20 protein-coding genes, 1 tRNA gene, 1 other RNA gene and 1 pseudogene are annotated in these 24,605 nt (G+C 44.6%); 5 read left to right on the forward strand and 18 right to left on the reverse strand.

Going from position 1 to position 24,605, the window contains the following annotated elements; all coding sequences use genetic code 11:
• Positions 1 to 4 precede the first annotated feature (4 nt).
• Together AC1DWN_RS02390 and AC1DWN_RS02395 are read left to right on the forward strand one after the other, a co-directional pair.
• The gene (locus AC1DWN_RS02390; protein ID WP_477557351.1) at positions 5 to 1,852 is read left to right on the forward strand and encodes a sensor histidine kinase; all 1,848 of its coding nucleotides are present in this window, start codon (positions 5 to 7) and stop codon (positions 1,850 to 1,852) included.
• Complete coding sequence (locus AC1DWN_RS02395) at positions 1,830 to 3,398, forward strand: response regulator (protein ID WP_477557352.1); 1,569 nt, start codon at positions 1,830 to 1,832, stop codon at positions 3,396 to 3,398. Before AC1DWN_RS02390 ends, AC1DWN_RS02395 begins: the two co-directional genes overlap by 23 nt.
• A 103-nt stretch (positions 3,399 to 3,501) precedes the next feature.
• Here AC1DWN_RS02395 and AC1DWN_RS02400 read toward each other — a convergent pair.
• A pseudogene (locus AC1DWN_RS02400) lies at positions 3,502 to 3,993 on the reverse strand (ATP-binding protein).
• 734 nt (positions 3,994 to 4,727) lie between these two features.
• Here AC1DWN_RS02400 and AC1DWN_RS02405 point away from each other — a divergent pair.
• A complete protein-coding gene (locus AC1DWN_RS02405) occupies positions 4,728 to 5,138 on the forward strand; it encodes a CHRD domain-containing protein (protein ID WP_477557353.1) in 411 nt (136 codons plus the stop codon).
• A 131-nt stretch (positions 5,139 to 5,269) separates the two neighbouring features.
• Here the strand turns inward: AC1DWN_RS02405 and ssrA are convergent.
• The 12 genes from ssrA to AC1DWN_RS02465 form a co-directional block, all read right to left on the reverse strand.
• Positions 5,270 to 5,634: a transfer-messenger RNA gene (gene ssrA / locus AC1DWN_RS02410) on the reverse strand.
• 243 nt (positions 5,635 to 5,877) lie between these two features.
• On the reverse strand, positions 5,878 to 6,348 hold the full coding sequence (gene smpB / locus AC1DWN_RS02415) for an SsrA-binding protein SmpB (protein WP_477557354.1): 471 nt from the start codon (positions 6,346 to 6,348) through the stop codon (positions 5,878 to 5,880).
• 201 nt (positions 6,349 to 6,549) lie between these two features.
• A complete protein-coding gene (locus tag AC1DWN_RS02420) occupies positions 6,550 to 6,750 on the reverse strand; it encodes a cold-shock protein (protein WP_028609190.1) in 201 nt (66 codons plus the stop codon).
• Between the two features lie 271 nt (positions 6,751 to 7,021).
• Positions 7,022 to 10,087 carry a ribonuclease R gene (gene rnr, locus AC1DWN_RS02425; protein ID WP_477557355.1) on the reverse strand — a complete coding sequence of 1,022 codons (3,066 nt, stop codon included), beginning with the start codon at positions 10,085 to 10,087 and terminating at the stop codon, positions 7,022 to 7,024.
• Between the two features lie 169 nt (positions 10,088 to 10,256).
• A complete protein-coding gene (gene secG, locus AC1DWN_RS02430; protein WP_477557356.1) occupies positions 10,257 to 10,493 on the reverse strand; it encodes a preprotein translocase subunit SecG in 237 nt (78 codons plus the stop codon).
• Positions 10,494 to 10,593: 100 nt separating this feature from the next.
• Positions 10,594 to 11,361 carry a sugar phosphate isomerase/epimerase family protein gene (locus AC1DWN_RS02435; RefSeq protein ID WP_477557357.1) on the reverse strand — a complete coding sequence of 256 codons (768 nt, stop codon included), beginning with the start codon at positions 11,359 to 11,361 and terminating at the stop codon, positions 10,594 to 10,596.
• 170 nt (positions 11,362 to 11,531) lie between these two features.
• Positions 11,532 to 12,824, reverse strand: a complete 1,293-nt coding sequence (eno, locus tag AC1DWN_RS02440; RefSeq protein ID WP_477557358.1) for a phosphopyruvate hydratase — start codon at positions 12,822 to 12,824, stop codon at positions 11,532 to 11,534.
• A gap of 61 nt (positions 12,825 to 12,885) precedes the next feature.
• Positions 12,886 to 14,424: a 2,3-bisphosphoglycerate-independent phosphoglycerate mutase gene (gene gpmI, locus AC1DWN_RS02445; RefSeq protein WP_477557359.1), complete on the reverse strand. Its 1,539-nt coding sequence runs from the start codon at positions 14,422 to 14,424 to the stop codon at positions 12,886 to 12,888.
• Position 14,425: 1 nt separating this feature from the next.
• A complete protein-coding gene (gene tpiA / locus AC1DWN_RS02450; protein WP_477557360.1) occupies positions 14,426 to 15,184 on the reverse strand; it encodes a triose-phosphate isomerase in 759 nt (252 codons plus the stop codon).
• Between the two features lie 51 nt (positions 15,185 to 15,235).
• Positions 15,236 to 16,420 (reverse strand): phosphoglycerate kinase, encoded by a 1,185-nt coding sequence (locus tag AC1DWN_RS02455; RefSeq protein WP_477557361.1) that lies wholly within the window; start codon positions 16,418 to 16,420, stop codon positions 15,236 to 15,238.
• A gap of 291 nt (positions 16,421 to 16,711) precedes the next feature.
• Entirely contained in the window at positions 16,712 to 17,716 is a 1,005-nt protein-coding gene (gene gap / locus AC1DWN_RS02460) for a type I glyceraldehyde-3-phosphate dehydrogenase (protein WP_477557362.1), read from the reverse strand.
• A 114-nt stretch (positions 17,717 to 17,830) separates the two neighbouring features.
• Complete coding sequence (locus tag AC1DWN_RS02465; RefSeq protein WP_477557363.1) at positions 17,831 to 18,868, reverse strand: sugar-binding transcriptional regulator; 1,038 nt, start codon at positions 18,866 to 18,868, stop codon at positions 17,831 to 17,833.
• Positions 18,869 to 19,102: 234 nt separating this feature from the next.
• Here AC1DWN_RS02465 and AC1DWN_RS02470 point away from each other — a divergent pair.
• Positions 19,103 to 19,177 (forward strand) — tRNA-Arg (locus tag AC1DWN_RS02470).
• 189 nt (positions 19,178 to 19,366) lie between these two features.
• Positions 19,367 to 19,951 (forward strand): ATP-dependent Clp endopeptidase proteolytic subunit ClpP, encoded by a 585-nt coding sequence (clpP, locus tag AC1DWN_RS02475; protein WP_477557387.1) that lies wholly within the window; start codon positions 19,367 to 19,369, stop codon positions 19,949 to 19,951.
• A 153-nt stretch (positions 19,952 to 20,104) separates the two neighbouring features.
• Here clpP and AC1DWN_RS02480 read toward each other — a convergent pair whose 3' ends face one another.
• From AC1DWN_RS02480 to AC1DWN_RS02500, 5 genes are all read right to left on the reverse strand, one after another.
• Positions 20,105 to 20,374 (reverse strand): HPr family phosphocarrier protein, encoded by a 270-nt coding sequence (locus tag AC1DWN_RS02480; protein ID WP_475811185.1) that lies wholly within the window; start codon positions 20,372 to 20,374, stop codon positions 20,105 to 20,107.
• Positions 20,375 to 20,583: 209 nt separating this feature from the next.
• Positions 20,584 to 21,513 carry a DNA-binding protein WhiA gene (gene whiA, locus AC1DWN_RS02485; RefSeq protein ID WP_477557364.1) on the reverse strand — a complete coding sequence of 310 codons (930 nt, stop codon included), beginning with the start codon at positions 21,511 to 21,513 and terminating at the stop codon, positions 20,584 to 20,586.
• A 6-nt stretch (positions 21,514 to 21,519) separates the two neighbouring features.
• A complete protein-coding gene (locus tag AC1DWN_RS02490; protein WP_477557365.1) occupies positions 21,520 to 22,485 on the reverse strand; it encodes a gluconeogenesis factor YvcK family protein in 966 nt (321 codons plus the stop codon).
• A gap of 36 nt (positions 22,486 to 22,521) precedes the next feature.
• Positions 22,522 to 23,409: an RNase adapter RapZ gene (gene rapZ, locus AC1DWN_RS02495; protein WP_477557366.1), complete on the reverse strand. Its 888-nt coding sequence runs from the start codon at positions 23,407 to 23,409 to the stop codon at positions 22,522 to 22,524.
• Between the two features lie 81 nt (positions 23,410 to 23,490).
• Positions 23,491 to 24,441: an ROK family glucokinase gene (locus AC1DWN_RS02500; protein ID WP_477557367.1), complete on the reverse strand. Its 951-nt coding sequence runs from the start codon at positions 24,439 to 24,441 to the stop codon at positions 23,491 to 23,493.
• Positions 24,442 to 24,605 lie beyond the last annotated feature (164 nt).

The raw sequence follows: 24,605 nt of genomic DNA on the forward strand, positions 1-24,605 counted from the left end.
AACGATGATATCACTGTATTCAAGATTTATTAAACGGAAATTTTTCAATCGACTTCTTATCATATACACGGCGATCATTATCCTCACGGTCATTCTATTCAGCATGTCCGTCATTCACAGTCTGAAGCGGTCCGCCGAACAAGACGGTCTTCACAAGGTCAAAGAGAGCGCTTCCAGCGCAATGAATTATATGGAAGAAAAATCCGATTCTGTAACTTTACTGACAAGGCAGATTTATCTTAATCCGGTACAACACCAAAGTATGATGGACTTTCTTTCCAGGACAATTACCAATTACAACGAAGTTGATTACATAGGAGCATCTGTGATCAATAACTACCTTAATGCAGTTGCATCCCAGGATAACGATATCTTTGATGCCGTACTGTATAAGAAGATCAGCGAAGACCTCATGTTTACCTCTAATTATTTGATCTTGAACAGCCAGAGTTTCATTGCGAACAACACATCCTCTTTCAGGAAAATGGACGATGCTTTTTATGGTCTCTCGATTACGCCCTCATATCTTCAAGATTATGCAACTTCAAAGCAATTGCGAATTTTTTCGATTTCATCGAACATCCGCGCTCCCTTTGCCCTTTCCGATAAGGATAACACTTCATTGTACAACCGAAGCATCGCCATCCTGACCGTAAACTATAACGCAGAACGAATTGTCGGCCATTTCGACAAAATTGTTAGCGGTAAGTTTTCACCTGAAATTATTGTGTTAAGTCAAAACGGTGACGTGATTTTGGACACTACCGGCGACTATTACGGGAAGACATACCCTCATTTCCGGCAAGACAGTCCGACACCGATTACCCGTTTGGAGGAAGCCAGTCTCGTCAGTTCCTTGTATAATGAGAAACTCGGCTATTATGTCGTAGCTATACTGCCGCGGTCTCAAATTATGGTTTCCATCCAGTCTTCCATAAACACGGTTGTACTTATCGCTGCAGCGTGTGCGGCGTTTGCCTTATGTTTCGGTATAGTCAGTATTCGGTTATTCTCAAGAAGGGTTAATCTCATCAATAAAGCAATCCAGAAAGTACAGATGGGCAATTTGAATTACCAGATTCCCGTCAGCAAGAATCAGGATGAGATCAACAGCATAGCGGTTAATTTCAATCATATGTGCAATACGCTCAAGGATTATATCAATAAGATCTACATTTCTGATTTATTGCAGAAGGACGCCCAGATCCATGCGCTTCAAGCCCAAATCAATCCCCACTTTTTGTACAACACACTGGAAGTAATCCGAATGGAAGCATTATCTTATGGAGATGAGAGTACAGGGCATATGATTGAGCTTCTTGCCCAACTGTTCAGAAATAGCATCAAAGGAGAGTTGGTCGTTACGATCAAAGACGAGTTGGAATTCTGTAACAGCTATCTCGAAATGTACCACGTCAGGTATAGTAATAACCTGGTATTCGATTTTCGAATCGATGAAAGCATTCATCGATTCGGTATTCCCAAGCATCTGTTGCAACCGATCATTGAGAATGCTTTGATTCATGCTGTAGATCATTCAAGACCCGAAAACCATATAACGATCCACGGTTACAGGCAAGAACAGCAGATTGTGATTGAAATATCGGATGACGGGCGGGGGATGAATGACTCAACGAGAGATCAAATCAGAGAACAGCTCAGAATCACTAGTGAAATAAACCACAATAAAATTGGTCTTTCCAATGTTCATAGGCGTATTCAATTATTATTCGGTAAGGAATACGGAGTGGATATTGACAGCAAATCCGATAGGGGCACTACCGTACGTATCTGTATTCCAACAAAAAGCCGAGAGGAGATGCTGAGTGATGTACAAAGTTTTGCTGGTTGATGACGAGCCGAAAATTATTCAAGGATTGCAGCGTTTGGTTGATTGGGAAGACTACGGCATGGAGGTAGTCGGCACAGTCCAATCCGCAGCGGAAGCGATGGCGATCATGGAATGCAGAACGATTCACGTCCTGATTACTGATATAAAAATGCCTAATATGGATGGACTTCAATTGATCCAATGGACAAAGTCCTTCAATCGGCTAATCAAATGTGTCATTCTTAGTGGTCATGCCGACTTCCCGTTGGTGAAGGAAGCAGCTGTGCTTGGAATTGAGAATTACTTGCTCAAACCGGTAAATCGGGAAGAGTTGTCCGACACACTGATCGGGATCTACTGGAAAATAGAACGTTATTTATCTGAACAAACACAGTTGAGAAGCGATGCAGTCATTCTGAGAAATAATATTATCAACCGTTGGCTAGTGAATCGAATCAGACGCCAGGAACTTGAGCAAAGAGCCGATTTGCTAAACATCAAATTTGATTCTCCTTATATCATCGTCAGCTTAATAAAGATTTTATATAGAGATTCCGATACCGATCATGACAGGGATTTGATTCAATATGCCGCCGAAAATATTTGCTCAGAGCTTGCAACGTGGGCTGTTACAGTCTGTGATCCCTATGGACATATCGTATGTATATTTCCTAGCGATTCTGAAGACAAAACTCTGCAAATACAGAATGTTTTAAGGGAATGCTCTGAATCAATTACAGCCTTTCTTAAACGTGATGTGTTTATCACGATCGGGACCCGGGAAAGGGAGCTGCCCGACGTCCATCTCAGTTATAAACGTGCTCTGCATTTAATGGATTACAGCCTTGTAATGCCAATGAATACAATTATGGATGACTCGGAGCAATCTCCCCTGAAAAGCATCATTCCAATCAACATCGATTATAATCGGTTACAGTCTTGTTTGATCAACGGGAATGGCGCCGGAGTATTGACATTTATTGAGGAAACTTTATCCGAACTATCCAGTATAGGAGGTATTTCGCCTTCGCTCGTACAGAACGTCACTATTGAAATTGCTCACCACTTGCTTAGCTATACCCATAAAATAGACCCTGATCATGCGTTTCAGATGAAAAATCAGGGAAGTCTTGTAGCAGAGTTGCAGCAACAACAAAACATGGATGAACTAAGGCAATGGCTTATTTCGCTAGCACAGGCAACTTTTCAGATTGCTCATCTGAGAGACGAAGATATGAATCCGATCATCAAGCGCTTGCTGGACTATGTTGACCGTCATTATATGGAAAACATTTCACTCAAAACCATATCCAACGCTTTTAATGTGAATGCGGCGTATATGGGACAACAATTCATAAAGGCCATGAATGATACTTTCTCCAACTATTTAAACATCAAACGTATCGAGAAAGCCAAGGAATTGATTATGACAACCGATTTGCATCTGCAGGAAATTGCGATCCGAGTCGGTTATCATAACCAAAGTTACTTCAACAATATGTTTAAGAAACATACCGGTGGTTACCCTACGAAATACAAAATAACTGCAAGAGCCCTTTATTCCTAGCTACTTGCGTATTCCGGAAACTTTGGTCAGTTATTCCGGTAATGTTTAGCCACTTATTCCGGAAAGTATTATCCACTTTAACCCTCTCCATACGGCTTCTCTATTACATATCAGTTTTTCCAGTTTTGGGCAAGGAGGCGAGCATTTTTCTCATCGAGTCTCCTTGAATATCGAGTCGATAGGCACGGTGGATGAGGTGATCAAGAATGGCATCGGCCAAGGTTAGATCAGCGAAATGTTGATGTCACAGCTTGATCAGTAGTTGGCTCGCCAAACATGTGGCATGCAGGGATTCGCGGTCATCTAGGATGTCGAGCAATTCTCTGCTTTCTGCAGTTCCCAGAGGGGCGAGTCCCCAATCATCAAGGATTAAGAGATCTACTTTGGTTAGATGATTGGCTAGTTTTCCGTAGGTGCCGTCTCCTTTGGCGAGCAGAATATCTTGAAAGAGGCGTGACATTCGGTAATAACGGACTTGAAATCCCTGGCGGTAGGCGGCAGTGACGATTGCGCATACCATGAATGTCTTTCCAGCGCCTGTTGGCCCTGTTACTAGCAAATTGTGATGAGAAGTAAGCCACCCTCCCTTCAGCAACTGGCGGATTAGAGATCATCAAGCTGCCTCGGTGCTTCGTAATCAATATCCTCCGGACTCGCCTGGATTTTGAGCCGTGCATCTCGTAAAAGTTTGGTTTAAGGTTTCTGACACGCCATCACCTTCTATTAAACGTGGTGGTAGACCGGGGCTTAAAGGATATGGGCGACGGATTCCCACACTACCCGAAATCGAGATCATCCATGAGATTCCTGCTTAGACTTGCTGCTCTGCGATCACAATCAGTATGTGTTGAAGATCATGAGATAAATTTTGTATTAGCTCATGACGAATATTGTAGTGAGTGTTGGGACGAAAGGGACGCGGGAAAAGTGATTTTTCAACAGCACATCCAAACTTTTATCATTCACACGATCCAGATTAACAAATAATTAATTGATTCGCATACCATATGCTACGAATTATTGTAGACAAAATGTCTACTACTAATCCAAAAAGTTATACTATAAATTTATGAAGTCTACACTCCGTCTACAATTTCCACCCAAAGCAAAAGCCCGATCGCTTGAGGTCGGGCTTTTCATGGTGGAGGCGAGGGGATTTGAACCCCTGTCCGAAGATCACGCCACACAGGCTTCTACGGGTGTAGTAACAGTTTTGATGTCACCCGAGAGACTCCTTCTTCATTCACATGAAAAATCTCCAAGCATTAGACAGATGTACAAACCTCCCCCTTCCTCACTGAATAATATACCGTATTAATGAAAAGAGGGGTGAAGGATATCAGAACGTTTAAGGCATGCTTAAAAGGAAGAAACGAAGTACCTCCTGTAAGGACAATTTCTACAGGAAATGCTGTTTTTCGGCTTAACAGTGCTGGTGATAAGTTATTTTTTAGGCTAGTCATCCGAAATATTAACAAAGTAACCCAAGCCCATATTCATCTTGGGCAAAGAGGTGAAAACGGTCCCGTAGTAGCCTTTCTATTCGGGCCCTCGAAATTTGGCATTTCCGTAAAACGAGGAGTTATTCGGGGAACCCTTACTCGAAATGATTTAGTCGGCCCTCTAAGCAGAATGACGATCCGTGATCTAGTTCGTCAATTTGAAAGCTGCAACGCATATGCCAATGTACACACCATACAAAATCTAAATGGTGAAATCCGCGGCCAAATCATTTCGTAAATCGTACATGAATAAGTAAAAAAGACGTGCTCGCGCAATCAAACCCCGCTCCCTCCTTCGGAGTGGGGCGACTCTCCTAAATCATCTCCAACCACACAAAAAAGCCGACCTCATGCGGTCGGCTTTCTTGATGGTGGAGGCGAGGGGATTTGAACCCCTGTCCGAAGATCACGCCACACAGGCTTCTACGGGTGTAGTCACAGTTTTGATGTCACCCGAGTATCGCCCCGTAACCGGCTATACGTTGGGTCAGCCTGATTGTCTTCTTCAGCTCACCGCAGGCGGAGATGAGACAGCGTATTCCACTACTTGTTAGCCCCTATTCCAGTCACATGGACGATGCTGGGTAGAAGCACGCACACAGTTTCTTAGGCTGCGAAAGCGTAGTTTGTTTGTTGTTTGCCGTTTAATAGGCTTTAGCGTTGATGAAGCAGACGACTCCCTGCTACCCGCAACCCGCGCTCGTACAATCCCCGTCGAATCCATAAACGCCCCCAATTGGGCATAAACAATCGGTATTGAATCCCGAAGTTTAGCTAGGTTGAGGACTCAGGATTTAGGAACAACATCGATAGATATTAGGTCTAACGAGTTGTTATAGATCATGAGCACGAATGCTTAACACATTCACTATTAATTATCTTGCCGTTGCTACTGCCTTAGTATACCACGAAAGAACAGCATGTGTACAAATATGTTACTGGAAGTATTGGTTGCAATTATCCATCGCTGCCAGTAGTTATTTCTGCTTTTCTCTAAGAGCACGCTGAATATCACGCTGTGCATCACGCTTCGCTGCAGTATCCCGCTTGTCATACTCCTTCTTACCTTTGCCGAGTCCAATTAATAGCTTAGCGTAGCCATTACGAACATATATCTTCAAAGGTACAATAGAGTAGCCCTCTCGCTTAGATAACCCCAGCAGCTTATGAATCTGCACCTTATGCAGCAGCAGCTTACGTGTACGAGTAGGATCAGACGGATTATGAATATTTCCTTGCTCGAACGGGCTAATATGCATATTGTGAATGAACATTTCACCATTACGAACGGTAGCAAAAGCATCACTTATGTTAGCTCTGCCGTTACGCAACGACTTAATTTCAGTTCCCCGCAACACCATGCCTGCTTCGAACGTTTCTTCGATGTAGTAGTCATGGGAAGCTTTCTTGTTCTGGGCTAGCGGCTTGCTTTCTACCTTCTTACCCATGCTAGTCACCTCAACATTCTTACGATAAATTGATTTTTTTGCCACACTATTCAGGAATTCATTGTAACAATATTAGGTACATAAATCAAGGTAGCAAGCGCTATAGGCACTCCTCAGATAAGCGAACACTACTTTACTATACAAAGAAACCGCTCTTAACCCGTTAAGGTTAAGAGCGGTCTCATTAACGATTGTAAGCTATTACAGCTTAACTACGTTTTCAGCTTGTGGTCCACGGTTGCCTTGAACAACGTTAAATTCAACGCGTTGTCCTTCTTCAAGCGTTTTGAAACCTTCGCCAGTGATTGCGGAGAAATGTACGAATACATCGTTGCCGCCTTCAACTTCGATAAAACCGAAACCTTTTTCTGCGTTAAACCATTTAACTGTACCTTGTTGCATGTGTAAAAACCTCCAAAAAAAATGTTATTAATATGCGCCTGGTTTGTCTTTAAACAAAAAATTCACACATTGGAAAGGGTTTCATGACTATTATGATGCCCTTTTCAATAAGTGAATTCAGGACCATATCAGTGATTGCTTTGAGTGTACTATACCCATAAAAAAAAAGCAAGCAACAACCCAAATATATTTCCTATTTCGCCCAATATTAACAACTTCCAATCTGTCCCCAGATTGGAAGTTGCCTTGTATTTACTCACTTATGGAGGGGTTATTTACGATTTTTGCGAACGAAAGCAGCTGTTGAATTTCCATTGCTGCCTCCCTTTTTCTTCCGCTTCTTCCCATCTCCGCCGCTCGCATCAGGAGAAGGAGAATCAGCTGGCTTCTCGCCTTTAAACATACCACTCGGCGACGTATTCTTCCGCCTCGTGCCACCTTCGCCGCCGCGCTCGCTGCCCGCGCTGCCCCCAGAACCAGCCCCGCCGCTGCGTATCGGCAGGCCCCACATATCCTTGCGTGATCCGCTTCTGCTTCCACGCGACTGCTCACCGCCTTGGCTCGGCGCCGTATCCGCCCCTTGCCCCGGCAACTGCTCCGCTCCGCTTCCGCTTCGTCCGCGCTTGTCGCCGCGTCCAGCTCCACCGCTTGCGCCGCCAAATCCAGCTCCGCCACCGAAGCCGCCGTTACCGCCTGCTCCAGCTCCGCTTCCTCCACGCCGACGCTTACCGCCGCCTGCGCCACCGTTGCCCCACGGACTTCCGCCCGCCGCTCCAGCTCCGCTTCCACCGCGACCGCGCTTGCCGCCGCGTTCTGCTCCACCACTCGCGCCACCGCTCTCCGCTACGCCGCTAGCACCGCCGTTACCGCCTGCTCCGACTCGCGGATTACCGCTCGCCGCACTGCCGTTACCGCCAGCACCTGCTCCGCCACGCCGACGCTTGCCGCCGCTCTCTGCTACGCCGCCACTTCCACCAGCGCCCGTACCACTGCGCCACGGATTACCAGCTCCAGCACCAGCACCGGCACCGCTGCGACCGCGCTTACCGCCGCGATCTCCGCCGCCGCTAGCGCCGCCATTGCCTCCGCGCACGCCATAACTGCCGCGCTTCCGTCCGTCTCTTGATCCTCCACCTGGTGCATTAAATCCACCATTACCAGCGCCTTTATAACCGCCGCGTTCCATCATATCAACCATTTCAAAGTCAATCGTGTGGTCCGCCATATTAACTTTGGACACCCGAATTTTCACTTCATCACCGATACGATATACCTTCGAGGTACGCTCGCCAATAAGCACCATATGCAGCTCGTGGAAGTGATAATAATCATCGGACATGTCACTTAGGCGTATAAGTCCTTCTACCGAGTTTTCCAGCTCAATGAACATACCAAAGCTAGTTACGCTTCCGATGATTCCTTCGAATTCTTCGCCGACCTTATCAAGCATATACTCACATTTTTTCAGCTGGTCCGTATCACGCTCTGCTTCAACGGCAACCCGCTCACGCTCTGAAGAATGCTGCGCGATATCTGGCATCCGAGCCGTCAAAGCTTCATGGCGCGCATCGGTTAAACGGCCGCCGCCTTCCAACACTTCACGAATAATTCGATGAATGACCAAATCCGGATAACGTCTGATCGGTGAAGTGAAGTGGGAATAGAACTCTGCCGCTAGCCCAAAATGCCCTAAGCTATCCGCATCATACTTCGCCTGCTTCATTGAACGCAGCATCACCGTCGAGATGACCGTTTCTTCCTTCGTCCCCTTAATTTCCTCAAGCAGCGTTTGTAGCGCACGAGGATGAACCGAATTCCCTTTACCCTTCACGACATAGCCGAAGTTCGCAGCAAACTGCAAAAACCTCAACAGCTTCTCCTGATTTGGGTCCTCATGAATACGGTATAAGAAAGGTACACGCAGCCAGTGGAAATGCTCTGCCACCGTTTCGTTTGCCACAAGCATGAATTCCTCAATCATTTGTTCCGCAACTGATCGCTCGCGTTTCACGATATCTACCGCTTTACCCATCTCATCGACAATGACCTTCGACTCTTGGAAGTCAAAATCAATCGCTCCGCGCTTCATCCGACTAGCCCGCAAACGCATCGCCAGCTGTTCCATCAGATTAAACATATCAAGCAAGCTGGAATAACGTTCCTTCAGCTCTGTTTGTGGCTCCTCTTCCGTTGCCGTCAGCAGCTTGCGCACATTCGAATAGGTCATTCGCTCAGTCGTGCGGATAACACTCGTAAACACATCATGGCGAACACGTTTCAGCGTATTCACATCAAATTCCATCTCACAAGATAACGTTAGACGGTCAACCTGCGGATTCAATGAACATATTCCATTGGACAAACGATGCGGAAGCATAGGTATAACACGGTCAACTAAATAAACGCTGCAGCCGCGACTATAAGCTTCCTGATCTAGATTTGAATTTTCCTTTACATAGTAGCCAACGTCAGCAATATGAACTCCCAGTAGAAAATTCCCGTTTTCTAGCTGCTTCACATGCACAGCATCATCCAAATCCTTAGCGTCCTCGCCATCTATCGTAACAATTACCTCATTACGCAGATCACGGCGAGCCTGCTTTATGATTTCTTCTTCCGTAATTGCATCAGGCGCTGCCTCAGCTTCAGCCATTACTTCATCAGGAAAGCCTTCGGGTAGCTGATGTTTTCGAATAATCGACAGGATGTCGACACCAGGATCATTCTTATGACCTAATATTTCGACAATTTCGCCTTCAGCAGCTGAACGTCCTTCCGGATACGATACGATGCGTACGACAACCTTCTGCCCGGAGACAGCCCCTTTGTTACTGCCCTGAGGTATAAAGATATCACGATTAATTCGTTTATCATCGGCTACGACGAAAGCAAATGCTTCATGATCCTCATAAGTCCCGACTATCTGTGTAACGGCACGTTCAACAATTTTAACGACTTCGCCTTCCATCCGTCCGCCGCTCTCGCTTCTGGAAGTAATACGAACGAGTATAATATCGCCATTCATGGCGCTTTTCAAATCATTGGCATGCAAATAAATATCAGGATGATCCTTCTCATCTGGTATTAGAAACCCAAAGCCCTTGGCATGCGATTGCAGCTTTCCACGCACCATATTCATCCGTTCGGGCACACCGTAATGATCATTAGGTGTACGAATGACCTTGCCTTCATCCTCCAGCTTAACTAGCAGCTTCATAAATTGTTTAAAATCCTCTGCACCCTCCATACCGAAATGCTTCTCAAGCTCTCGGTAGTTCATGGGCTTATAGGCTTTTTCTCTCATAAAATCAAGCAGTTCCTGCTCGTAGTTGGTCATTATCTCATTTTCTCCTCAGGCGCCCGCCGCAGCTTGTTTCCTTTAATTACGACCGGTTGATAGATTATTATATACCATGTAGTATACACGAAATGAAAGCACCGCATCCGCTATTACGCTGAAAATACAAAAAAAGCGAGGATATCCTCGCTTTCTGCATGTGTATTCATTATTGTTGTACAAAGTAAGAAACAACTAGAGCTAAGACGAAAAAGCCAACTGCCAGAACCACTGTTAGACGCTGTAAGAACAAATCCAAACCGCGAGCTTTCTGCTTGCCAAACAAGTGCTCTGCGCCGCCTGTGATTGCTCCAGACAAGCCTGCACTCTTACCTTTTTGCAATAGTACAACAGCAATTAGGCCGACAGAAAAAATAACGAGCACGATCTTTAATAAGATTTCCATTTATTCCACCTCCAGCATAGGAGCTCCGTAAAAACACGTAAAGTGATTGTACCATAGCTGGGTATTGATTACAATAGGACAGCCTCTAAATACCAATCATTTACAGGATGTTAAACTTTTTAAAAAAATGATAATTAGCCTGCGCACTCTCAAGAGAACTTACCGAAAATGCCTCTTGCTCTACAAATATATAATCAACATCCACCTCACAAACATCATTATAAAGGCTTTCATAGCCTACGTCGCCTTTTCCAACCTCTATATCCTTACGTCCCTTAGCGAAATCCTTAAAGTGCACCATCTTTACACGATCTTTATATTTATTTAAATAATAAGCCGGATTATGACCCGCTAAATACATCCACCCAAAATCGAATTCCATTGTCATCAGTTCTGGAGGTACACGCTCGAGCAAATGATCTATAACAGGCTTCCCATCCAGCAGTTTGAATTCAAAATCATGATTATGGTAACCAAACTGCATACCAGCATCCTTCACCTGCTGACCGCATTTGGTCAATACGCCTGACAAATATTTTATATCGATAAGTGTTGGCTCCTCCGGCAGAGGGATCCATGGCGCAATTATATATTGCAGGCCAATTGATTGTGCATATTCAATTTGCTTTGCTAAATCGGACTCCAGCTTCTTAATCACTGGAAAGTTAAGCGATACATGAGCGGAAACAGATTTTAAATCAAACTCTTTAAGCTTTTTCTTCAATTCTCGTGAAGTTATTTCAAAAAAACCAGAAAATTCCACAGCTTTAAAACCCATCTCAACTACCTTTTCGAGCGTTCCAATGAAGTCCTTTTCCGTTTGATCCCTTAGCGAATATAATTGAATACCTACAACAGGCTTTGCCACAATCGACACTCCTCTTCCGAAACTAACAGCTATTTTTATAGCTTCCGCTTCTTTTAGATACCTCATTCAATAACTTATTTAACAACCTCTGCATAACTAGTCCATTAAACAAAAAAAGGGTATGCTCCATAAATGGAACATACCCTTCCTAGAAAAGCCGCTAGCGCGTCTTATTTAAGGTTTTTCAAGTTGTAGAATGCTGCTTTACCGCCGTAAATAGCAGTTGAACCCAATTGATCTTCAATGCGAAGCAATTGGTTGTATTTTGCAACGCGGTCCGTACGTGACGGTGCGCCTGTTTTGATTTGGCCAGCATTTGTAGCTACTGCGATGTCAGCAATTGTGCTGTCTTCGCTCTCGCCTGAACGGTGAGAGATAACAGCTGTGTAGCCTGCGCGTTTAGCCATTTCAATCGCATCAAAAGTTTCAGTAAGCGTACCGATTTGGTTTACTTTAACTAGGATGGAGTTACCTACACCCTTCTCTATACCGTCAGATAGACGCTCAGTGTTCGTTACGAACAGATCGTCACCAACGAGTTGTACTTTGCTTCCAAGCTTCTCAGTAAGCAATTTCCAACCATCCCAGTCATCTTCGGAGCAACCATCTTCGATTGAGATGATTGGGTATTTGTCAGCCCATGATGCAAGAAGGTCAACGAACTCAGCAGGAGTAAACGATCTGCCTTCGCCTGCAAGCACGTATTTGCCGTCTTTGAAAAATTCTGTTGAAGCAACGTCCATACCAAGGAATACGTCAACGCCTGGCTTGTAGCCTGCACGCTCGATAGCCGAGATAATTGTAGTAATTGCTTCTTCGTTTGAACCAAGGTTAGGTGCAAAACCGCCTTCGTCGCCTACAGCTGTATTCAAGCCTTTGTCATGCAATACTGCTTTAAGGTTGTGGAAGATTTCAGCGCCGATACGAAGTGCTTCTTTGAAGCTTTCAGCACCAACAGGAAGAACCATGAATTCTTGAACATCGATGTTGTTGTCAGCATGCTCGCCGCCGTTGATGATGTTCATCATTGGAACTGGAAGCGTCTTAGCGTTGAATCCGCCAAGGTAAGTATACAGAGGTACATCAAGTGCGTCTGCAGCAGCGCGAGCTGTTGCCATTGATACAGCAAGGATAGCGTTAGCGCCTAGTTTAGCTTTGTTTGGAGTACCATCTAGTTGAATCATTTTACGGTCGATTGCTACTTGATCAAGAGCATCCAAACCAATGATTTCTGGAGCGATAATGGAGTTGACGTTGTCAACAGCTTTGATAACACCTTTACCAAGGTAACGAGATTTGTCACCATCACGAAGCTCAACTGCTTCGTATGCGCCAGTGGACGCGCCGGATGGAACGATTGCACGGCCTTTGCCGCCGGACTCAAGAGAAACCTCTACTTCTACTGTTGGATTACCGCGGGAATCAAGCACTTCACGTGCATATACATCAATGATGATTGACATGAGAAAAACACTCCTTTTATTCGTTTTATTTGGTGTTCATGAATGACTTTGTTTACTAGCTTTACTTGTTGATTAACGTGATGCCTGTCATTTCCTTAGGCTTCTGCACTTCAATTAAATCGAGCAACGTCGGAGCGATGTCAGCCAAAATCCCGCCATCTCGCAATGTTTCACCAGCTCTTGTTACGATAAGCGGAACGGGATTCGTTGTATGCGCCGTAAACGGACGGCCATTCTCATCGAATACCATATCAGCGTTGCCATGGTCAGCCGTAATGATACAAACGCCACCTTTAGCAAGTACAGCTTCAACTACTTTGCCGAGGCAATCATCCGTTGCTTCTACTGCCTTAATCGTTGGCTCCAGCATACCGGAGTGACCCACCATATCAGGGTTAGCGAAGTTCAAAATAATAACATCATGCTTGTCTGATTCGATTTCTCGAACAGTCGATTCAGCTAGCTCGTATGCACTCATTTCCGGCTTTAGATCGTACGTTGCGACCTTAGGGGAGCTGATTAGTACACGAGTTTCACCAGGAAGCTCAGCATCGCGCCCACCGCTGAAGAAAAATGTCACATGAGGATATTTCTCTGTTTCAGCTGTGCGCAATTGTGTTTTGTTATTTTGAACAAGAACTTCTCCAAGCGTATTGTCGAGGTTCTTTGGTGAATACGCAACGAATCCACCTACGGTTTCACTGAATAACGTCAAGCAGACGAAATACAGATTAACGGGGTGATTCTCGCCACGATCAAAGCCGCGGAAATCCTCATTCGTGAAAACTTGCGACAATTGAATCGCACGGTCTGGACGGAAGTTGAAGAAAATAACAGCATCCTCGGATTCCACAAGACCTACTGGTTTATTCACTTCATCCACAATAACCGTTGGCATAACGAATTCATCATAAACTGATTTTTCATAGGATTCAACTACAGCCTGAATCGGGTTCGTATATTGAGGTCCTTCGCCGTATACCATTGCACGGTAAGACTTCTCAGTACGTTCCCAGCGCTTGTCGCGGTCCATCGCATAGTAGCGACCTTGAACAGTTGCGATACGACCAACACCGACCTGTTCGATTTTCGCTTGCAGACGCTCCAGGTAACCCTTAGCACTATCTGGTGACACGTCACGTCCATCTAGGAATGCGTGAATGTACACCTCTTCAAGCTCTTCCTTCTTCGCCAGATCAAGCAAGGCGAATAGATGATCGATGTGACTGTGTACGCCGCCATCCGACAACAAGCCATAAAGATGAAGCTTCTTGCTATTCGTTTTCACATGACGTACAGCACCGAGAATGGTTTCGTTATCGTAAAACTCACCGTCACGAATTGATTTGCTGATTCGTGTCAGATCCTGATAAACAATACGGCCTGCACCGATGTTCAAATGCCCAACCTCAGAGTTGCCCATTTGACCTTCAGGCAAACCAACCGCTTCTCCGCATGCAGTTAATGTTGTATGCGGATAAGTTGACCAATAACGATCATAGTTAGGTTTATTTGCTTGTGCTACTGCATTTCCAGTAACATCATCACGTAATCCGAAGCCATCTAAAATAATTAATGCAACAGGTTTAGGAGCAGCCATATTACTTGGCCCCCTCGACCAAAGCGATATACGATGCAGGCTCTAAGCTTGCACCGCCTACAAGAGCGCCGTCAATGTCGGTTTGGCCCATGTACTCAGCTACGTTGTTAGGCTTCACGCTACCGCCGTACTGAATACGTACAGCTTCTGCAGTTGCAGCATCATACAAGCCTGCTACTACTCCGCGAATGTATCCGATAACGTCTTGTGCATCTTCAGACGTCGAAGATTTGCCAGTGCCGATAGCCCAGATTGGCTCGTATGCAATAACTACCTGTGCCGCTTGTTCAGCAGACAGACCCTGGAAAGCCGCTTCTGTTTGCACTTTGCAAACTTCTTTTGTTTGTCCAGCTTCACGCTCTTCCAGCTTCTCGCCTACACATACGATTGGCAGCAAGTCATGCTTGAATGCAGCGTGAACCTTTTTGTTCACGATCTCATCTGTTTCTACGAAGTATGCACGACGCTCAGAGTGGCCGATAATGACGTATTTTACGCCAAGATCCTTCAGCATAACGCCGCTGATTTCACCAGTGAATGCTCCATTGTCTTCGAAATGCACGTTTTGTGCGCCAATTGCAATTTTAGTGCCTTTTGCTGCTTCAACAAGTGCAGGAAGCGTCGTGTATGGTGCGCAGATTACGCTCTCTACACCATCAACCTCAGCTTTTCCTTTGATTTCAGAGAAAAAGGATACGGCTTCGGAAACCGTTTTGAACATTTTCCAGTTACCCGCAATAATCGGTGTTCTAGTGCTCATTGTAATTCCTCCTATTTAGATCGTTATATAGAATGCTCTATTCAAAAGCTCTTATTTATCGTTTAATGCTACAACGCCTGGAAGCACTTTGCCTTCCATAAACTCTAGGGAAGCGCCGCCGCCTGTCGAGATGAAGTCCATTTTATCAGCAAGACCGAATTTCTCAGCCGCTGCAGCTGAATCGCCGCCGCCGATAACCGTGTAACCAGCTGTCTCTGCGCAAGCGCGAGCAACTGCTTGTGTTCCGTGGGAGAAAGGCTCAATTTCAAATACGCCCATAGGTCCGTTCCATACAACAAGCTTGGAGTTTTTAATTACGTCTGCATAAAGCTCACGTGTTTTCGGTCCGATGTCGATACCTTCCCAATCAGCAGGGATACTATCAATGTCAACCACTTGTGTGTTTGCATTAGCGCTGAAATCGTCTGTAACGATAATATCAACAGGGATCAAGAAGTTTTTGCCTAACTTCTTCGCTTTTTCCATGAACTCAAGCGCTAGATCAAGCTTACTATTGTCTACAAGTGATTTACCGATTTCATGGCCTTGTGCTTTGAAGAATGTATAAGACAATCCGCCGCCGATCAATACATTGTCAGCAATTTCAAGCATTTTGTCGATAACAGCAATCTTGTCTTTAACTTTCGATCCACCAACAATAGCTGTGAAAGGACGCTCTGGATTGTTCAAAGCTTTGCTTAGTACTTCAAGCTCTCTCTCCATAAGCAAGCCGGATACAGCTGGCAACAAATGAGCGATACCTTCTGTCGAAGCATGCGCGCGGTGAGCAGCACCAAATGCGTCATTTACAAAAAGATCTGCAAGTTTAGCAAGAGCTTTCGCAAATTCAGGATCATTTTTCTCTTCACCTTCATAGAAACGTACGTTTTCAAGCAGCAATACGTCGCCGTTATCCAAAGCTGCAACTTGAGCTTCAACCGCTTCGCCGATTGCTTCATTTGCTTTCATCACTTGCTTGCCAAGTAGCACAGCTAGACGCTCAGCAGATGCAGTGTGACGAAGCTCTTCTACCACTTGACCATTCGGACGGCCAAGGTGACTTGCAAGAATTACTTTTGCGCCTTTTTCAATCAAAAAGTTAATCGTTGGAAGTGTCTCGCGGATACGTTTGTCATCCGTAATTTTACCGTCTTCGATCGGCACATTGAAGTCAACACGAACAAATACTCTTTTGCCAGCTAATTCTGCTACATCACGTACACTTTTCTTATTCATCAATGAAGCCTCCCTGAACAAATTATTATGGAAAGTAAAAAGAATAATAGGCCGAAATACTAATTTGATATCAAGCGTAAACGGCTGTCGCCGTCCTCTTTGGCAAAAGTATTCGTTTCGCGGTGATATATAAGCACATTTATAAGTGAAAACTTATAAATTCTTATATATCAAAAAAAAGAAGGGCGCTCCTTCCAAAGAAGAAACGCCCTCATGGTTCAGGCTCCTAGAGAGCCGCGAACCATGGACCTTGACACCTTTTACGATGCAAGACACGTCCGCCTTCTTTTCTTACAGACCTTTGCTAGCGATGTAAGTAACAAGATCAACTACGCGGTTTGAGTAGCCCCACTCGTTGTCATACCAAGAAATAACTTTAACCATGTTACCTTCAACAACCATAGTCGACAAACCGTCGATTGTGGAAGAAGCAGGATCACTATTGTAGTCGCTTGATACAAGCGGCAATTCGTTGTAGTTCATAATGCCTTTAAGAGGACCGTCAGCAGCTTCTTTGAATGCTGCGTTAACTTCTTCAACTGTTACGTTAACTTTAAGCTCAGCAACAAGGTCTGTTACGGAAACGTTAGGCGTAGGAACACGCATAGCCATACCGTTCAATTTACCTTTAAGCTCAGGAAGTACAAGAGAAACAGCTTTAGCTGCACCAGTTGATGAAGGAATGATGTTCTCAGCAGCTGCGCGAGCACGACGCAAGTCTTTGTGTGGCACGTCAAGTACGGATTGGTCATTTGTGTATGAGTGGATCGTTGTCATCATACCTTTAACGATTCCGAATTTATCGTTCAATACTTTTGCGAAAGGAGCAAGACAGTTCGTTGTACATGAAGCGTTGGAAATAATGGTGTGTGCCGCAGCGTCATATTTATCTTCGTTAACGCCGATTACAACTGTGATATCTTCGTTCGTTGCAGGAGCGGAAATAATAACTTTTTTCGCGCCGCCTTTCAAGTGAAGCTCAGCTTTTTCTTTAGCTGTGAAAATACCAGTTGATTCAACTACGATTTCAACGCCTACAGAACCCCAAGGAAGATCTGCTGGGTTGCGCTCTGCGAATACTTTGATTTCGCGACCGTTAACTAGCAATGCGCCTTCTTTTGCTTCTACAGTAGCATCAAGCTGACCGTGTGTTGTATCGTATTTCAGAAGATGTGCCAGTGTTGCAGTATCCGTAAGATCATTTACTGCTACGATTTGAACATCAGGATTGTTCAGTGCTGCGCGGAATACGTTACGACCGATGCGACCAAAACCATTAATACCAACTTTAACCATTTTTGTTTCCTCCTAAGCGTTTTTAAAAGAATAAAATATATATTTCAAGATGTTTTGTAGTTTCGGCGGAAAGCCGACTTCAAATCATCATGATCCCAAAATTTTATGTTACAATCATTGTTTCTCTTGTTCGATTAATGCAGCAATTTCAAGTGCTGCTGCTTCATCTGTAACCAGTACATCGTTGTGACCGAATCGCATAATTGCGGCTATCGCCTCGCCTTTGCTCTTACCCCCGGCAACACCTATAACAACTTCAGTCTTAACAATATCTTCGAGCCGTAACCCTACCGTCTGCATTTTGTGCACGACAGCTCCATTTCGGTCAAAATAAAACCCGAAAGACTCCGCTAACGCGCCCTCAGCATCAATGGCATCTACTATTCCCTGGTCTAATCGTCTGCGTCTCGCCATAACCATAGCGTCCCCGATCCCATGGACAACAATTCGCGCGCTCCGAATGACTTCGACTATCTCACGAATGTTTGGCTCCTGCATGATGGATGCGAATGCTTCATCACCCAGATGATCAGGTACGTGTAAGAGCCGGTACTGCGCTCCTGTTCGCTTTGCCATCATTGAAGCAATTGTATTGGCTTGGTAATCCAAGCTTTCTCCAAGACCGCCTCTAGCTGGTACAAACCAATTGGTCTTGAGTGGCGTCGTTACCATTAGTTGACTGGATACCTGCGCGATCGTAGACCCGCCTGTTACGGCAACAACATCATTTGGCTGCATAACCTTATTAAGTACTTGGCAGCCCGCGCGACCAAGCTCACGCTTCGTTTGCGAGGATATTTCGGAATCGCCTGCTACTACAATGACTTGAGTGAGTCCAAAGTGACTGCGAATCATTTCCTCCAGCTCGGACAAACCATACATTGTCTTATAAAAAGGTTCTAGTTCTTCCAACAATAACTTGCCTGGTTCACTGATTCGCATGCCTCCTGAATAAATCTCAAGCAGACCTTGCGCTTTCAGAAAATCGGTTTCTGAACGAAGCATTCGCTCCGTCATCGATAACGCCGTAGCCAATGTTCTTCGTCCGATCAGGTCCGAAAGCATCACTTGATGCAATATCGCGTACCTTTTCTTCATGACGTCAAGCAGGTCAGGCACAAGCTGTTGCTGCAGTTCAAAGATCTGACGCATCTCTTATCCTTCACTCCATCAGCCAGTGGCTATATTGGCAGTTAGTAGCTGGACGTAATAAGTCCCGCTGTATCGTTTCAAGTCCCACCTTTAGTTTATCGGAAATATAAGAATGCCGCAAGAGCTCTTTTCCTATTGCAAACGTTTTCTGAGTCATTTTTCACAAATTTAATTTATGAACTCCTCTTGCTTTAACTCCTTGAATATCATATAATCATTTTTGCTACTGTTTTTGCGCCCGTGGTCCAATGGATATGACGTAGGCCTCCGGAGCCTGAGATCTAGGTTCGATTCCTAGCGGGCGCGCCATACTAACTTCTAAACACTATAATGATACACATAAACCGTTCCTATCCGTAGGAACGGTTTTTTTATTTTAACACTAGATTTCAGAACATTCGGCTTGTTTGACTATCTTTGACTTTTGAGTTTTCATCCGTTATTATGAGAATACGATTTAACCATTCATTGTGTTTAAGGAGGGGGATTGCGTTGGATATGAATTTCGTACCTATGGTTATTGAGCAAAGCAATCGCGGTGAGCGTTCTTATGACATTTACTCTCGCCTATTGAAAGATCGCATTATTTTTCTCGGTTCAGGTGTAAATGACGTGGTGGCCAACTCCATCATCGCTCAAATGCTATTTCTAGCGGCAGACGATCCTGAGAAAGACATTTCACTCTACATTAACAGCCCAGGCGGTTCAATTACTTCCGGCATGGCTATCTACGATACGATGCAATATATAAAACCGGACGTTTCTACGATTTGCGTCGGTATGGCTGCTTCTATGGGAGCTTTCTTGCTAACTGCAGGAGCTATTGGAAAACGTTACGCGCTTCCGAATAGTGAAGTTATGATTCACCAACCACTTGGTGGTGCAGAAGGTCAAGCAAGTGATATCGCCATCCGCGCAGCCCGCATTATTAAGATGCGCGACAAGCTTAACGGCATTTTGGCAGATCGCAGCGGTCAACCGATTAGTCGCATCGAGAAGGATACTGATCGTGACTACTTCATGAGCGCTGCTGAAGCGAAGGAATACGGTCTTGTTGATAAAGTTATCGAGAAAATCGGCTAAACCATTATACGAACGACAAAAAACAGGTCAGAGATCCTCTCTGGCCTGTTTTTTTACTTACAAACACTCATGTTCCTTAAAATGAAAAAAAGAGCTGCCGCCGCAAGCTCTTTAGGAAGCTGCGTGACTTCTCCTCTTCTGTTTTAATGCCTTTTATTGATTCTCAAGCTCTTCTTTGCTTACCAATGCAACTAAAGCGTTTACAGCCTGTTCTGAATCCGAACCTTCTGCACTAATAGAAACTTCCGTACCCGAACTGATTGCCAAGCTCATTATTCCCATAATGGATTTAGCATTAACTTTCTTATCATCCTTCTCAACAAATACCTCGGAGGAAAATTTGTTCGCTTCTTGTACGAATAACGCTGCAGGTCTTGCATGAAGCCCCGTCTTAAGACGAACGACTACCGGAAGCCTTGTCATGGAAACCATACCCCCTATATTTTACTCAAACATTACATACGTCACAGGCGTAAACGGCTATTGCCGTCCTCTAGCTGTAAAAAACGCGTTTTTCTTAGCGGCGTAAGATAAGTGTAACCAAGCTTTTACAGTTACAAGTGCTTATCTTTAAAAATAAAGTCATTTTGCATCATTATATCATTATACCAGCTGATGCACTAGTTTTATGTTCAGACACCACGGATTTTTTGGGCTAACTCATCAATTTTACGTAATCGATGATTTACACCCGACTTACTGACCTTGCCTTTAAGCATTTCACCAACCTCAGTTAAATTCAAATCTGGGTGCTGCATCCTAACCTCAGCTACTTCCCTTAGTTTATCAGGCAAGCTCTCCAGACCGACCTCTCTTTGCAGCAGCTTGATATTCTCAATTTGACGAACTGCAGCACCAATCGTTTTATTAAGATTAGCCGTTTCACAGTTAACAATACGGTTGACGGAATTACGCATGTCACGCATAATGCGAACATCCTCAAATTTAAATAAAGCTTGATGCGCTCCGATGATATTTAAGAGCTCAATTATTTTCTCGCCCTCTTTGATGTAAAAAATAAATCCCTTTTTACGTTCAATACAACGAGCGTTCAAGTCGAATTTATTGGCAAGGGATACTAACGATTCACAGTGCTCTTCATACATCGATGATATCTCTAAATGATATGAAGATCCTTCTGGATTGTTAACTGATCCTCCTGCTAAAAAAGCACCTCGCAAATACGAGCGTTTGCAGCATGACTTTTTGATAATCTCTTTATCAATGCCCAGGTTAAACATAAACCCTTCTGAAACAATTTTCAACTTACTCAGTATTTCCTGCACCTGTGCTGGAATTCGGACAATATAAACATTATTTTTTTTGAGCCTCATCTTTTTACGGACAAGCAGCTCGACATGAACATCGTAATGCTTTTTAATCAAAGTATAAATCCTTCTGGCAATTGCGGCATTTTCCGTCGAGATGTCCAGAACGACTTTGCGGCTAGATACACTAACAGAACCGTTCATCCGTATGAGTGCCGATAATTCCGCTCTCTCACAACAGCTATCCGCTTCGATCATTGTAAGTTCTTTTTTCGTTTGCGCCGCAAAAGACATCTTTTATCACCTCTTTCGTAACATCCAGTTCTCAACCAACTTATAGATATGATGGCTTAAACGCTCTGCATCATGACGCAAAAAAGTACGAAATAATACAAGGCGGTCAGCAATGACCTCATACCCTTTCTGAGTAACCTCATCTAGATCGAGATGAACAGCTTTGGCACCTTTTTCCGCATACTTGCTTTCGATTTGAGGAGGTATCTCTCCGTTATTTACAATGACATAATCGAATAAATGATGGCCGATATGCGCGTGAATCGCATCTAGATGATCACCAACCGAAAAATTATCCGTCTCGCCTGGCTGTGTCATTACGTTGCAGACAAATAGCTTAACCGCTTCAGATTCACAAATTGCTGAAGCTAATTTCGGTACTAGCAAATTGGGGATAATGCTTGTATACAAGCTACCTGGCCCAATTAAAATCGCATCAGCTTGCTCAATGGCTTCAACCGCTTCCTGCAGCGGTTCTATATCAAGAGGTTCAAGAAATACGCGTTTTATCTTCTTTCCAGCCTTCGGAATCTTCGACTCACCCGTTACAATAGAGCCGTCCTCCATCTCAGCCTTCAACACGATCGCTTGACCTGCAGCAGGAAGAACCCTCCCTCTCACCGCAAGTACACGGCTTAGCTCCCGGATTCCGGTGACGAAGTCACCCGATATATCCGTCATAGCTGCGAGCATAAGGTTACCCAAACTGTGCCCTGCAAGACCAGGCACCGTTTTAAATCGATATTGCAGCACCTCAGTGAGTAAAGGCTCCGCATCAGCAAGCGCCATAAGCACGTTGCGGATATCGCCAGGAGGAGGGATTTGCAGCTCATTGCGCAAAATGCCTGAGCTTCCTCCGTCATCAGCGACCGTTACTATTGCTGTAATGTCGAGCGGCTTTTCTTTCAGTCCGCGAAGCATGACGGAAAGTCCCGTTCCGCCCCCAATTACGACAATTTTAGGCCGCCTCATTATTTTTTGCCTGCTACTCTGCATTCTCTCACCCCGTCAGTGCTTGTCACGCTCGGCATCGCGATGGCTGACACGAACACGTTCCGTATCGCTGCTGCCTAACATGCGTCCCAAATACTCGGCAATTGCAACAGAGCGATGCTTTCCGCCTGTACAACCTATACCGATAACTACTTGGCTTTTACCTTCCTTACGGTACAGCGGAATAAGGAATTGCAGCATGTCTAGCAGCTTCGTTAGAAACTGTTGTGTCTCTGGCCATTTCATCACGTAATCATACACATCAGGATTTTGTCCGGTATTCGGTCGCAGATGCTCTACATAATGCKGATTCGGCAAAAATCGAACATCATAAATAAGATCAGCATCTATTGGAATTCCGTATTTAAAGCCAAATGAAGTAACATTAACGGAGAGACTTCCGTGATCCAGGTTTGTGAAGCGAGAAATAATCCGCTCTTTTAACTGACCAGGCTTCAGGTTGCTAGTATCAATTACCTGCGACGCCGAGCCTTTCATATCCTCTAGTAGGCGACGTTCATTACGAATGCCTTCTAGCGGCATAGAATCCGGCGCTAATGGATGGCGACGGCGACTCTCCTTATAACGTTGAACAAGTATTTCATCGGTAGCATCCAAAAACAAAATTTCGCAGCTAATGGTAGAGTGCTCTTTTATATAGGTTAGTGACTCAGACAGCGCAGTAAAGAACTCCCGGCCTCTTAAGTCGATAACAAGCGCCACTTTACCAATCTTGCCGTTCGATTGTTCAATTAACTCTGCAAATTTAGGTATAAGAACGGGAGGCAAATTATCTACACAGAAGAAACCGAGATCCTCAAGGCTTTGTACAGCAATTGTTTTCCCGGCTCCCGACATCCCTGTTATAATAACAAGCTTCGATACGACTGCTGACGTTTCCATTATTGAACCTCCTAAAAGGTTTGCGAATGCAAACCTACTTCGTAAGCATTAACCAAGGTTTGCGAATGCAAACCTACTTTATTAACCTCTTAAAATAAGACCAGCCGCACCTACAACACCAGCATTATTTCCGAGTGTARCAGCGACAATTTTAACGCCTTCCTTCGCTTGATCCTGTGTATACTTCTCGAACACATCGCGAATTTGGTCAAACAGAAAATCGCCGGCTTTCGATACGCCGCCACCGATAATGAAATATTGCGGATTAAGGATGATCGCCATCATAGCCATCGATTTACCTAAATAGTAAGCAGCGCGATTAACAATACGCAACGCCACTTCATCGCCAGCTTTTGCAGCATCTAGAACGTCCTTTGCCATAATCGTCTCAACCTGTGAAAGCGTAGTGCGATCACCGCGTTCTACAGCATCCTTGGCCATACGAATAATACCAGTCGCAGACGACACGGTCTCCAGGCAGCCTATTTTTCCACAACCACATTGAATAGCTTCCAAATCAGGTACGATCGCCATATGGCCAAGCTCTCCAGCCATACCTGCGAAGCCTTCTACAATTTTTCCATCAATAATAATACCGCCGCCAACACCTGTTCCTAGTGTATAACATACGCAATGTCCTACGCCTTTACCAGCTCCAGCCCAGGCCTCACCTAAAGCAGCTACGTTTGCATCATTATTGATCTTGATCGTCTTTTGAAGCTGTTTCTCCAAATAAGACTTCAAATCGACATTTTCGATCTTTAAGTTTGGAGCAAATTTAATAATCCCATTAGGGATATCTAGAAAACCTGCAATACCAACGCCTACACCGTCTACTTGATCCCATTCATACGGTGAATCGGTTACAATTTTTCGCACATAGTCTGCAATATTTTGAAGGATAACATCCGTTCCTTTAGTTGTTTCCGTTGGCCCTTCATACGTTTGGAGCAATTGTCCCTCCGTATCGCAAATGCCTAACTTAATAGTCGTACCGCCGACATCGACTCCAACGTAAATCTTCTCAGACATCACTAGTCCACCTCATTAGTATCATAATCTTCTCTGTACACTATAAGCCAACCTAACCGTGCGGTCAAGATAACCTATTACGGATAAAACTAGTGCCCGTATCCTTATATCCGCTATAAATTACTATGTCTTTCATTACTTCGAAATGAAGGTCTCCGACTTAA

The organism is Paenibacillus sp. P4_A7 (assembly GCF_056402455.1).

Bases quoted from the DNA above. Each gene is read 5' to 3' on its own strand.
- clpP (WP_477557387.1), top strand. From the start codon at position 19,367: ATGAATTTCGTACCTATGGTTATTGAGCAAAGCAATCGCGGTGAGCGT.
- AC1DWN_RS02465 (WP_477557363.1), bottom strand. From the start codon at position 18,868: ATGCGTCAGATCTTTGAACTGCAGCAACAGCTTGTGCCTGACCTGCTT.
- whiA (WP_477557364.1), bottom strand. From the start codon at position 21,513: ATGTCTTTTGCGGCGCAAACGAAAAAAGAACTTACAATGATCGAAGCG.
- AC1DWN_RS02490 (WP_477557365.1), bottom strand. From the start codon at position 22,485: ATGAGGCGGCCTAAAATTGTCGTAATTGGGGGCGGAACGGGACTTTCC.
- AC1DWN_RS02480 (WP_475811185.1), bottom strand. From the start codon at position 20,374: ATGACAAGGCTTCCGGTAGTCGTTCGTCTTAAGACGGGGCTTCATGCA.
- AC1DWN_RS02395 (WP_477557352.1), top strand. From the start codon at position 1,830: ATGTACAAAGTTTTGCTGGTTGATGACGAGCCGAAAATTATTCAAGGA.
- gpmI (WP_477557359.1), bottom strand. From the start codon at position 14,424: ATGGCTGCTCCTAAACCTGTTGCATTAATTATTTTAGATGGCTTCGGA.
- AC1DWN_RS02390 (WP_477557351.1), top strand. From the start codon at position 5: ATGATATCACTGTATTCAAGATTTATTAAACGGAAATTTTTCAATCGA.
- tpiA (WP_477557360.1), bottom strand. From the start codon at position 15,184: ATGAGCACTAGAACACCGATTATTGCGGGTAACTGGAAAATGTTCAAA.
- rnr (WP_477557355.1), bottom strand. From the start codon at position 10,087: ATGACCAACTACGAGCAGGAACTGCTTGATTTTATGAGAGAAAAAGCC.
- AC1DWN_RS02455 (WP_477557361.1), bottom strand. From the start codon at position 16,420: ATGAATAAGAAAAGTGTACGTGATGTAGCAGAATTAGCTGGCAAAAGA.
- secG (WP_477557356.1), bottom strand. From the start codon at position 10,493: ATGGAAATCTTATTAAAGATCGTGCTCGTTATTTTTTCTGTCGGCCTA.
- AC1DWN_RS02420 (WP_028609190.1), bottom strand. From the start codon at position 6,750: ATGCAACAAGGTACAGTTAAATGGTTTAACGCAGAAAAAGGTTTCGGT.
- gap (WP_477557362.1), bottom strand. From the start codon at position 17,716: ATGGTTAAAGTTGGTATTAATGGTTTTGGTCGCATCGGTCGTAACGTA.
- eno (WP_477557358.1), bottom strand. From the start codon at position 12,824: ATGTCAATCATCATTGATGTATATGCACGTGAAGTGCTTGATTCCCGC.
- smpB (WP_477557354.1), bottom strand. From the start codon at position 6,348: ATGGGTAAGAAGGTAGAAAGCAAGCCGCTAGCCCAGAACAAGAAAGCT.